This is a genomic window from Schaedlerella sp. (genome assembly GCF_056796775.1).
This window is the reverse complement of the sequence record NZ_JBQIKP010000089.1, coordinates 1-7,815: the sequence shown is the minus strand read 5'-3', so window position 1 is coordinate 7,815 and position 7,815 is coordinate 1. Positions and strand designations below refer to the sequence as shown.

Sequence of the window (7,815 nt, the reverse complement as noted above, 5' to 3'; positions counted from 1 at the left end):
TGGTATTCATTGACCTCATCCGCTCTCTCAGCGGCATCGCCGCCGGAAATCTTCTTTTCACTGATACGCAGCTCCTTGATGAAGGACGATACGTCCCTCCGGTGCTCTCCTATAAAATGATGGAGCTCCTCCGGTTCCATATCGGAACGGATAAATAGATATCCGGGGAAAAGCGCTCTGATCTCCGTTGCTTTTCTGTCGTGTCTCCACAGCTCGATGCAGGGATAAAATACCGTGCCCCTTCCTTCCGGAAGTTTTTTCTTAAGTACCGTTGTAACTTCCCATTGCTTTAATGTCTGCGTGTAGAGGACACAGTAATGGGAGGAATGGCGCTTGTCATTTTGCTTCATTGATCATCGTCCTAAATCATGGATTTTGCTCTTTTTTCTGCCAAGTCAGCTTACGTTTTGAATCGCAGATTACAACCATCTGCGAGAAAGCGTTGAAAAGCCCATGAAAACAGGATTCATGAAAAACAGACCGATTTATCAAACCACCTTATCACCTTAAAAATCACCTTATCAGTTCTATGCGTTGTCCTTAGATCAAATAAGACGGCATGGCTCACACGAAGGCCTAAAACGCCTCCTCCCAGCGGCGCGTTTCATGACTTTAAAGGGATTTGCTGAAACAGGATGCTTTTATGCGCATCCTCCCGGTCAATCAGCTTGATGATTGGTCGGGGTGTGACATGTAACCTTTGATACGTTTCTATCCGCGGGGCAAGAGCTGTGCAAGCTTGTCCATATTTTTCTGTTTCGTTTCCCGGGTCGGATGTACATAGCGGTCCATGGTGAGTCTCACGCTGGAATGGCCAAGGATTTCGCTTAAGGACTTCACATCAAAGCCAAGCTCAATGCATCTTGTGGCGAAGGTATGCCGGAGCGCATGGAAATTGGCATCCGCAATCCCGACTGCGTCAATGACCGCCTTGAAATGGCTCTCCATGATCCTGGGTTCGATAAACAGATTTTCATGCCTTGTCAGAAAATAGGTTCCGTCCGGTCCTTTCATTTCCGACAGCAGCTTGTACAGATTGGGCGGCAGCGGAATCCTCCGCATGGAGCTTCCGCTCTTGGGCATCGTAGTAATGACCTTCGTCCTGTGATCCGGATGATCCGGGGTCTGGATCCGCAGCATGGTCGCGTGGATATACAGCTCCCCCTCATCGAGAAGGACATCCTCCCAGCGGAGGGCGCAGAGCTCGCCGAGACGGATGCCGGTATAGAGGCAGAGCATGATTCCGATGAGGTCATTGTCCAGATCCATATTCTCATGAAGGTAATCCTCGATCATTTTCTGCTCATTTCTGCTGAATACACGGATGGGCCTGCCCTGGTTTTTGATGAAAATCCCGTTCAGGTTCGCCACTGGAACACGCCTGTAGTCCCGGGCATACTCCACAACGGTTTTAAGAACAGATACAACGCTCCTTGCGGTATTGCCGGACAGTCCTTTACCGTTATTGCCGTCTGACGCACAGAGCCTGGTTACAAAAGCATCCACGTCGTCTCTCGTGATATCCGTGACCAGCCGGTCTCCATAAGCCGGGAGCAGATGGAGGTTCAGGTTGTTGCGGTATCTGCATATGGTACTTTGCTTGAGATACGACTCTTTTTCCTTCATCCATTCGGAAGCCACGTTGGAAAACAGAAGCCGGTCCCCGCCGCCGGATTCCTTTTTCACAGAGTCCTCATATGCTTTCGCGGCCCTCTGCTTTTTCCGCAGCACGTCGTCGTAGCTGCTGCCGGAAATATAACCGTATCTGATTCTGCCGTTTACCCTGTCCTTGATGTATTTGCCTTCCCATTTGCCGTTCTTGCGCTGGTAAATGTTTTCACCTTGTCTGGCCATAATGATTCTCCTTTTCTTGATGTAAATTTATGATTTTGCAGTCTGTATATTGAGATTGGAAAGCATCCGGATCAACAAAAGAAAAGCCTGCCGGCAGGTTACATGTCACACCCTGACCAATCACTACGCTGATTGGTCAGGAGGATGCACATAAAAGCTGGGATTCAGGCCGTCCATTGCCGTAGGCAATTTTAAATGACGGCCTGAGTTACAGGGCACGCCTGGTCAAGGTGTGACCTGTAACGCCGGCAGGGATATCACGCCGGCAGGGAAAAAATGGGTGTTGACAAATCTACCTGTTAGGTGTATTGTAACAGATGTCGAGATATGCTATAAAGCATTTTCGCAGATGGTTGTAATCTGCGAGAATTGTATCGTGTGATTGTACTCTCTAAAACATTTCATAATCTATAGATTCCTGCATAAACTTATTTACAGACCACTAAAATATAGATTAACTTCTGATATCAATTGCTGTATATTATTTTTAGTGGTTGTGCTGCGGATGCTTGTGGGGCCTGCGGCCGGAGGAGTCCATGCGTGGACTCCTTTTTTCAATCTTAATATGATTCGCCCGTCAAAATGTCCCATTTCCCTTGCCGGCTGATTTTCCGAATCATAATATTTCTCTGTGCATAGTTTATTTCCATCGGGTGCAGCTCCCGGTTTCTCCTCTGCGGAGAGTTTAAATATGAGCAGAATAAAATAGCTGTATGTTTCCCATGGAATAAAATAAGACCCACATACTTGACATTTCCGCAAGCACATGGGTCCACATATTTTTTACAACACTCTTTTATAGCCGCTATTCCACTTCCCGCAGCATCCGGTCCAGTCTCTCCCGCTTCTCCCTCGTAACGCCATACCCGGTAAACGGCGCCCAGGTCAGCTCCTCCAGGGTACACAGCTCCTTCTCAAACGGAATCCTGTCGAAATGATACTCCTGATCCAGAACCGCCCTGGTCTTCGGATTTTCCTTCAATTCCTCCCAGGTAGAATCCAGACTGTAGGTCTTCCGGTACGGTGTGGTTGGCTCATAGCAGAACTCATAGCTTCCCGCCCCTGCAAGGAACACCACATTCTTCCCGTCCTGCCGGATCTCACCCATTGCTCCGTCCTGGCCGCAGCCTGCGCCTTCGCTCTGCCGGGTCTCATTCGCTGCTCCGTCCTGGCCGCAGCCTGCGTCTCCTGCCTGAGCAACCTCCGCTTCGCCGCTCTGCCCGCCGGACAATTCTTTCCCCTGACAGCCGGACATATCTCCAACCTGCTGCCGGATCACCTCCGCCGGCGCGTCCGGAAGCACGATCTCCGCCTGAGTATCAAATGGCACCGTAAACCGGAACTTCAACTGCTTCCCGTCAATCTCCCACGCCGACTCGATGAGCCCCGACGCGGACCTTAAGCGTACCTCGGATTTTCCAATCTGGTAGTTCGGCATTGGTGCGATCCGAAATCTCTTAAATCCCGGATATTCCTCCCGTGGATTGATCCCGGCCATATTGCGGAACATCCATTCCACAATGGACCCATAGGAATAATGGTTCAGCGAGTTCATCTCCGTTCCGCTGATCTTTCCGTCCGGCTCCACGGAATTCCACCGCTCCCAGATAGTGGTAGCGCCCATCAGCACCTCATACAGCCATCCCGGATACCCCTTCTCCAAGAGCAGGTGGTACGCCAGGTCGTTCATCCCATGTTCGGACAGCATCCGGCACAGGTACGGCGTTCCCACAAATCCCGTATCCAGGTGATAGAAATTCTTTTTCAGCCGGTTCAGAAGGCCTTTGCGCACCTTTTCATAGGCAAAATCCGGTGTCAGCCCCATGTACAGGACCACCACATAAGCCGTCGTGGTATCCACCGCCAGCTTGCCCGAAGGTGTAAAATATTCCTTCACAAAGGCATCATGGATCTCCCGCACCAGCGTTTCATAGCTCTTCGCGTCCTCTTCCTTCCCCAGGACCTTTGCCGACTTTGCCACGATATTCGCAGAATAATAATAGTAGGCGGAGGCTACCAGGTCCGGGTCCGTCGCGCCGTAGACGCCGCCCGCGTAATTTCCGTCCAGTGCCAGCCAGTCCGCGTAATGGGTTCCCGTCTGCCACAGCCGTTTCGCGCCGTCTCCGTCGTCCTCCCGCTTCATATAATCGACCCACGCCTTCATGCTGTCATACTGGCGGCGCAGGATATTCTTGTCGCCGTAATGCAGATACACATTCCAGGGAATGACCGTTGCCGCGTCCGCCCAGGCGGTGGAAGCGTCTCCCGGATAATTAGCGACCGGCACCACGTCCGGCACGCTGCCGTTCATCTTCACCTGCTCCGCATACAGATCCCGCCCGAACTTGGTGTAAAATGCACAGGTATCCATAAAGTAGCTGGCTGTCCCGGAGAAGATCTGCGCGTCCCCGGTCCATCCGTACCTCTCATCGCGCTGAGGACAGTCGGTGGGCACATCCACAAAATTCCCCTTCATGCCCCATTTCGCATTCAGGACCAGGCGGTTCACCAGCGGATCCGAGGTGGTGATCTCTCCCAGCTCTTCCATGTCCGAATGGATCACCAGCCCCCGGAAATCCTCCGGATCCGGTTCCCCTTCCCAGCCTTCCACTTTCACGAAGCGGAACCCGTAGAACGTAAAATACTGGCGCGCCCAGCGCTCCGTCCCGTCTGAGATATACGTATATTCCGCTTCTGCGGTACGCAGGTTTTCATTGTAAAAATTCCCGTCCTGGAGGATCTCCCCGAACTGGAAATGCAGCTTCGTCCCGGCAGGCGCCTTGCAGCGGAAGGTCAGCCACCCCACCATGTTCTGCCCCAGGTCCAGGACCGTCTCTCCCGCGGGCGTATGGATCACCTCCACAGGCCTGATCCGCTCATGCACGGTGATCGGCGGGGACAGCCTGGGAGACAGGCGGTCATACCCCAATTCGATCAGCTCCGTACTGAAGGTCTCGCTGACATCCAGCCCCGCGTCATACACCTCTCCGGAATAAATGCCGCTGTCCACGATCCGGCTTTTCCTTGACTTCCATCTCTCATCGGTGCCGAATACTTCCTCCGTGCCGTCCTCGTACCAGACATGGATCTCCGCCAATGCCGCCAGACGGTCTCCGTAATTCTCATATTTCACGCGCATCCCGTAGCGGCCCTTGTACCAGCCGTCTCCCAGCAGCAGCTCCACACGGTTTTTCCCGGTTTTCAGACTCAGCTCATAGGTCTGGTACTGGATCCAGCTGTCATAATCGCAGAATCCCGGAAGGAGGCATTCCTCCCCCTGCTTCTCCCCGTTGACATAGAACTCATAGAGCCCTAAGCCCACCGCGTAGGCCCGTGCTCTGACCACTGGTTTTGCGATCTCAATCTCCTGCCAGACCGCCGCCTGGACCTGCTTCTCCAGCCTGGGGGTGATCCACTTCGCCTGCCAGGTGCCGGTCTGCCCGCCCTGACCGCAGTCCGCCGATTCCTGACCCCCGCTGTCCTGCTCTGACCGGCAACCGTCCGTCTGTCCCGGCTGACACGCACTTCCCTGAGCCGACCGGCAAGCGTCCGTCTGTTCCGGCTGGCACGCGCTGTCCTGCGCTGACCGGCAGGAATCCGCCTCTCCCGGCCGGCGGACACCGCTCTGCCAGGTCACCGTTTTTGCCGTCTCAAACCACTGTACCTCGCTCCACGCGCAATCCCCTGTCTCATCCGTCACCCGGACCTTCCAGTAATATCGGGTCATGGGAGACAACGTGAGCGGCAGTTCAAATCCCGTACTGACCACATTGTCACACTCCCCGCTGTCATACAGGATCTCAGAAAAGTCCTCCTTCAGAGAAACCTGCACCTGCGCGCTGACTTGCTGCTTTCCCGCAGCCTCCGTCACCACATAGGAAATGGTGGGATTCGCCAGGTCATAGCCCAGCGGATTCGTCAGATGGTTGATTTTTAAATGTTCAATTTTCATAGCCAATTTCCTTCCTAACGATATATCGTTGTTTCATACGTTTACAGACCCGGCAGACACTCTGCCGGCCGCGGCCCATTCCGTTTTTTATGTATTCCCGGGCTTCCTCTGCCCCACAGTCACCGCAAATCCCCCACTGTCCGGTACATTTTCCATTTCAAAAACGCAGTCCTCAAAATACAGCAGCAGGCATCTGGCGTAGGTGTTCACGACACCCATGCCGCCGATCTCCATCTCCGCGGGCTTGACCCTCTCCAGAATATCCTTCCGCGCTTCCTCCAGCTTTCTCTGCAGCTCCAGAAGCTTTTCCTCCGAAACTCCGCAGCCGTTGTCCTCCACCCGGATAATCCAGCAGTCCGCCAGTACCCTTCCCGTTACGGATATGTGCCTGCCGGTGTCCATGTTCTGAAACCCATGCTTCACGCAGTTTTCCACCAGCTGCTGCAGAGTCATCTTCGGGATGGTCTGCCGCCGGATCCCCCGGTCCACATCGATACTCACTTCCAGAGAATTTTCATGACGGGCCTTCAGCAGATAAAAATAACTGTCCAAGTATTCCAGCTCCTTCTCCACCGAGGCATACCGTTCCTTGTTGTTCGTAGAGTAGCGCAGCATGGTTCCCAGGGAGCCGCACATCTCACAGATGGTCTCGTCATTGTCCAGGATCGCGCGGGACGAGATCGTATTGAGCACATTGTAGATAAAATGCGGGTTCACCTGCGCCTGCAGCATATCAAACTGTGCCTGCAGCTGCAGCTTCGCCGCCTTTTTCTCATTCTGCAGTGCCTCGTCCAGCCGCGTCATCATGGCCTGATAGGACCGGATCAGCTCCTGAAATTCATCCAGTGCCCCGGCCGCCTCCAGGTGCCGGTTATCCTGCAGATTTTCGATATTCGTATGTTCCACCGTCTCCTGCAGACGCTTGATGGGACGGGTCAGGATCCCTGCCCAGAAAATGATCATCGCCAGGCTGATGCCGAAGGTGGCCAGCGTCGCCGCAAAGGAGATGGAAAAAAGCTGCCCTCTTTCCTTGCCAAGCAGCACGTTCTCTTTATACGCCAGTACCGTCAGGTCAAACTCCTCAGAGGATGCTTTCGTATAGATCGAGCCGTTTTCCGTCAGCACCTGATTCTCCTGCTGATCTCGAAGCCATTCGCGGTCCTCCTCAGACAATTCCGTTCCATATTCTCCATTGCTGGCGTAAAGGATCTCTCCTCCATTCACAATGAGCAAAAATTCAATATCCGGATCCGATGCTTCCAGCGATTCCAGGCTGTCCATCCGGTTCTCCACCTCCAGATAGCCCATCCCTTCTCCCCGCAGCGCCTTCATCAGGGAATAGACCGGTACCTTGTCATTGGCGCTCCAGTAATCCGGGTGGGAACTGACGATCACAGAATTTCCATCCGCCGCGTCCGCCCGCTCCAGGTAAGGGATCTCCTCCACCTCAAATTCCGAGATCAGGCGCTGCTTCGGCAAAATTCCCGCTCCCGTTGTGTAGGTGGCGCTGCTGGCCAGAAACGAGGATTGATTGAAGAACACGGTCCGGTGTGAATTTTTCATAATGTATTCCGTGGTCAGCCTGGTGCCCAGATTGGATTTCGCATCCAGCACATAGCGGTTCGGAATCTCCCCGTACTGATCCTCCGCCAGCCAGGTAATGCTTTCCAGCATGACGGTATCCGACAGGATGTATTTCATGATGGCGTCCATCCGGCTGAGCCGCTCATCCATCTGGGTCACATAGGATTTTGCGGTGACCCGGAGATTATTTTTCTGGCTGGTCATCTCATATTGAAGACTGATCCTGGCCACCGCAATGCCCAGGATCAGACTGACTAACAGTGCAACAGTGGTATATGCAAGCACTATCTTACTGCGAAATTTCATAATTGTTACCTTAACCTTTGACTGAGCCGGCCACCATGCCATCTACGATCTTCTTATTGAAGATGATGAACAGGATCAGCATCGGGAGCGTGATCACAATGATATCGGCAAACAGCAGA

4 protein-coding genes are annotated in these 7,815 nt (G+C 53.3%); all 4 read right to left on the bottom strand.

Annotated elements, in window-relative coordinates:
* Positions 1-350: transcription termination/antitermination NusG family protein (locus ACTOY7_RS21215; RefSeq protein WP_482671829.1), on the bottom strand; the 350-nt coding region annotated here is incomplete at its 3' end.
* Between the two features lie 361 nt (positions 351-711).
* Positions 712-1,854 (bottom strand): tyrosine-type recombinase/integrase, encoded by a 1,143-nt coding sequence (locus ACTOY7_RS21210; protein ID WP_160283543.1) that lies wholly within the window; start codon positions 1,852-1,854, stop codon positions 712-714.
* A gap of 805 nt (positions 1,855-2,659) precedes the next feature.
* Positions 2,660-5,806 carry an alpha-L-rhamnosidase gene (locus tag ACTOY7_RS21205; RefSeq protein ID WP_482671830.1) on the bottom strand — a complete coding sequence of 1,049 codons (3,147 nt, stop codon included), beginning with the start codon at positions 5,804-5,806 and terminating at the stop codon, positions 2,660-2,662.
* Between the two features lie 87 nt (positions 5,807-5,893).
* Entirely contained in the window at positions 5,894-7,696 is a 1,803-nt protein-coding gene (locus tag ACTOY7_RS21200; protein ID WP_482671831.1) for a sensor histidine kinase, read from the bottom strand.
* Positions 7,697-7,815: the final 119 nt, after the last annotated feature.